Source organism: Streptomyces sp. NPDC093111 (assembly GCF_040683955.1).
In the GTDB taxonomy this organism is placed as follows: Bacteria; Actinomycetota; Actinomycetes; order Streptomycetales; family Streptomycetaceae; genus Streptomyces.
The window spans coordinates 1-3,207 of the sequence record NZ_JBFBNW010000045.1 but is presented as its reverse complement, the minus strand read 5'-3'; the positions used below and the strand labels follow the sequence as shown (position 1 = coordinate 3,207).

Annotated in this window: 9 protein-coding genes; all 9 read left to right on the top strand. The window is 39.3% G+C overall.

Annotated features, from left to right (window positions below; all coding sequences use genetic code 11):
* Positions 1-257, top strand: a 257-nt coding sequence (locus AB0Q96_RS39100; RefSeq protein WP_365334144.1) for a major capsid protein, incomplete at its 5' end; no start/stop codon positions are given.
* A gap of 11 nt (positions 258-268) precedes the next feature.
* A complete protein-coding gene (locus AB0Q96_RS39095; protein WP_100495088.1) occupies positions 269-475 on the top strand; it encodes a hypothetical protein in 207 nt (68 codons plus the stop codon).
* A 39-nt stretch (positions 476-514) separates the two neighbouring features.
* The gene (locus tag AB0Q96_RS39090) at positions 515-853 is read left to right on the top strand and encodes a phage head-tail connector protein (protein WP_349520578.1); all 339 of its coding nucleotides are present in this window, start codon (positions 515-517) and stop codon (positions 851-853) included.
* A complete protein-coding gene (locus AB0Q96_RS39085; protein ID WP_271523496.1) occupies positions 850-1,179 on the top strand; it encodes a hypothetical protein in 330 nt (109 codons plus the stop codon). Before AB0Q96_RS39090 ends, AB0Q96_RS39085 begins: the two co-directional genes overlap by 4 nt.
* Positions 1,172-1,513, top strand: coding sequence for an HK97-gp10 family putative phage morphogenesis protein (locus tag AB0Q96_RS39080; protein ID WP_034687917.1), 342 nt, complete (start codon positions 1,172-1,174; stop codon positions 1,511-1,513). The genes AB0Q96_RS39085 and AB0Q96_RS39080 overlap by 8 nt, the downstream gene beginning before the upstream one ends.
* Positions 1,514-1,909: a phage capsid protein gene (locus tag AB0Q96_RS39075; protein WP_153830107.1), complete on the top strand. Its 396-nt coding sequence runs from the start codon at positions 1,514-1,516 to the stop codon at positions 1,907-1,909.
* Positions 1,910-2,422, top strand: a complete 513-nt coding sequence (locus AB0Q96_RS39070) for a phage major tail protein, TP901-1 family (RefSeq protein WP_365334140.1) — start codon at positions 1,910-1,912, stop codon at positions 2,420-2,422.
* Positions 2,423-2,464: 42 nt separating this feature from the next.
* A complete protein-coding gene (locus tag AB0Q96_RS39065) occupies positions 2,465-2,815 on the top strand; it encodes a tail assembly chaperone (RefSeq protein WP_034687914.1) in 351 nt (116 codons plus the stop codon).
* 11 nt (positions 2,816-2,826) lie between these two features.
* Positions 2,827-3,207 (top strand): hypothetical protein (locus AB0Q96_RS39060; RefSeq protein ID WP_365334138.1); only part of this gene is annotated, 381 nt, incomplete at its 3' end.

Here is a 3,207-nt window from a genome sequence, read left to right as displayed (position 1 = left end):
TTATCCCAGATAATACGTTTGTTTTATTGCCAGCTCAAACATTGGGCAAAACATGGTTTGGTACTACTCCAGAAGAATCTGACTTGATGTCTAGTCCGAATGTAGCAAATGTATCAGTTGTCGATACTGGTGTTGCTATTACGACTATGAAGAAAGCTGATCCAGTAAATGTTGAGACAAAAGTTTCTATGATCTCGCTTCCTTCTTTTGAGCAAGCAAATGCTGTGTACATTCTTGAAACAATTCCGAAAGGGTAAGGTGATTTAGTATGGCCAAGTATAAAGTAGTTAAAGTTTTCAAAGACGTTCACACGAAAGAAACTTACAAATTGGACCAAGAAGTTGATTTGACGAAAGAACGATTTGAGGAAATCGAGAAGAATCTTGAAGCTTCTGGCGGTGGATTCTTGGTACCGATTGAAACTGATGATAAACAAGAAAAAAAATCAACGAAATCATCTAAAAAGAAAGGTTAGTCACTCGGCTAGCCTTTTTATTTTTGAAAGGAGGCAGTCATGAACGAAACCTTAGAAGAAGTGAAACGGTCGCTCGAAGTTGATAACGAAGAACTGGATAAGCAACTTGCTGACTTTATCAAGCGAATTTCAAGCCAGTTATGTGTGCGTTTGGGCTTCTTAGAAAGCGTTCCTGCCGCTTTAAACTATATTGTAGTCGAGTGTACGATCAAGCGATTTAACCGCAAAGGTAACGAGGGGATGAGCTCGTATGGTCAAGAGGGTGAGTCGATCTCCTATGGAAAACTTTTAGATGAGTTTGAAGATGATATTTTTGCTTACCTAAAGAAGCAAAATGGGAATAACCCTCCTTATAGAAGTGCGGCGAAATTCGTATGAGATATGACACAGAAGTAACTTTCGTTATCGAAAAAGATGGCCATTATGATCCTGAATTGGGCGAACATGTCGAACCAACTTTAGTAAAAACAGTCAAACTGGGTAATGTTACCGATTTAGGAACTGACCGATCAAAGACCTTGTTTGGAGATATCAAACAAGGAGCTAAAGTCATTCGCTTGCTTAGACCTTATACAAAAGAATGGGATTACGTTTTAATTTTTAACAAGTTAAGGAGAAAAAACGAGAAATTTGAGATTATCACTGAGCGTAATCTTCGATTGAAAAATACTTTTATTGTTCAGGAGGTGGCTTTTGGTGGTTAGGAAGAATGTATCACTTAAAGGTGTTAGCGAGCTAACTAAAAAACTAAAGGCTAATACGAATTTAAAAGAAGTAAAGCAGGTTGTTAAGCAGAACACAGCGGAATTGACACAAGGAGCGCAGCGTAAAGCGCCAGTTGATACCGGTAACTTGAGACGATCGATCAATATGGATTTGAGTGATGGTGGTTTAACAGGAAAGGTGAAGCCAACCGCTGATTATGCGCCTTATTTGGAATACGGCACAAGGTTTCAGTCGGCTCAACCATTCATGCGCCCAGCTTTCAATAAACAGAAGGCGAAGTTTAAATCAGATATGGATAAGTTGGTGGAGTAGATGAAGACAAGAGAACAATCGATCTTTGATGAAATGTTCAAACGCTCGCTTGCATTGGGTTACCAAACCTATGATTACAAGCCAGCAAGCTCTGCAATCTATCCTTTTGTTGAATTCGAAGATACTCAAACGCTTCACTCTACTACCAAATCTCATGTCTTGGGAAATGTCGTGATTGTCATTTCTGTATGGGGTTTGCACACAAAGCGAAAACAGGTGTCTGAGATGGCGTCTGCTTTGTTTGAACAAGCGATGCAAGTGAACGCATCTGACGTTTATTCTTGGGCGTTAGACACCAATGCAAGCGACATACAGACAGTAACAGATACAAGCACAAACACACCGCTCAAACGAGCGATTATTGAAATTAATTTTAGATGTATAGGAGGAATTTAAATGCCAGAGGCTAAACAGGGTATTGATTTAATTTTGCTTTACCGAGTTAAAAGTAAAGCAGAACAAGAAGCAGCTTGGAAGATGGCTTTCCAAACGGATCACGAAAACAGCAAAACACGAAGCGCTGATACAACGGCAACAAAAGATGGTGTCTCTATTAACTTAGGCGCAATCGAGTACACTCTATCTGGTACGTCAATTGCGACTAAGGGCGATGACCATATCGACGAAATGGATGATGCATTTGACAACGGCGAAATCATCGAAGTATGGGAAATCGACAAAGCAGAGAAAGGGACTGGCGAGAATGATAAGAAGTATAAGGCAAAGTATGCACAAGCATACTTAACCAGTTTTGGTCAGTCAGCTGGGGCAGAAGATGCAGTTGAGCTTTCACTTGAATTCGGAGTGTTCGGACGTCAGCAAAAAGGCTATGCCACTCTGACAGACGATCAAGCAGAAGTTGTTCAATACGCCTTTACAGATACAACAAAACAAACACCAGAAGGTTAAGCACTCTTGATTGAGTGCTTTTATTTATAGGAGGATGAATTAATGGAATTAACAATTAATGGTAAAGAGTACTCATTTAAATTTGGCGTGAAATTTGTTCGTGAAATAGATAAAAGAAAGCCTTTCGAACGTGAAGGGATTCAATTTGGGTTAGGGTTGGTTGCTAGAGTTTTGCCTGAGTTACAAGCGACAAACGTAGCTACTTTATCAGACGTTCTTTATATGGCAAACCAAACTGAAAGTCCAAAAGTAAAACAATCTGAATTAGATGATTTCATTGACGATCACGAAGACATCGAGGCTTTGTTTGATGAAGTGATTAAAGAGTTAAGAGAAAGCAATGCGGGAAAGTTAGCAATGCGCCAGATGGACGAAAACAAACCGAAACAATAACATCTGCTGAAATGTACGAAACTATTCTTATTAACTCATTTCGTTTTTTAGGAATGTCTGATATTCGGCAGATTGAGCTGATGACTCCTTATGAGTACGGCGTTCGTATGACAGCTTATCAACTGAAAAAACTTGACGTGCAAGAAGAACTACATTATCAAGCATGGGTTAATCGTAAAGTAAAAGCAGAAAAGAATATAGGCACAGAGAAAAAGCCTAAAGTAGTTCCTGTATTTACGAACTTTAAAGATTTCTTTGACAAAGAAAAACTCGAAAAAGAGATTCTCGGAATAGAAATCCAAGGAGTAAAACAATCACCTAAACAAACAAAGCTTTTGAAATTAATGAAAAAAGATGTCGCTCACGGCGACCGCGTCCCGGTACCCCAGCGT

Excerpts from the sequence above, each read along its gene's own strand:
- AB0Q96_RS39095 (WP_100495088.1), top strand. The coding sequence starts at position 269 with ATGGCCAAGTATAAAGTAGTTAAAGTTTTCAAAGACGTTCACACGAAA.
- AB0Q96_RS39090 (WP_349520578.1), top strand. The coding sequence starts at position 515 with ATGAACGAAACCTTAGAAGAAGTGAAACGGTCGCTCGAAGTTGATAAC.
- AB0Q96_RS39085 (WP_271523496.1), top strand. The coding sequence starts at position 850 with ATGAGATATGACACAGAAGTAACTTTCGTTATCGAAAAAGATGGCCAT.
- AB0Q96_RS39075 (WP_153830107.1), top strand. The coding sequence starts at position 1,514 with ATGAAGACAAGAGAACAATCGATCTTTGATGAAATGTTCAAACGCTCG.
- AB0Q96_RS39070 (WP_365334140.1), top strand. The coding sequence starts at position 1,910 with ATGCCAGAGGCTAAACAGGGTATTGATTTAATTTTGCTTTACCGAGTT.
- AB0Q96_RS39065 (WP_034687914.1), top strand. The coding sequence starts at position 2,465 with ATGGAATTAACAATTAATGGTAAAGAGTACTCATTTAAATTTGGCGTG.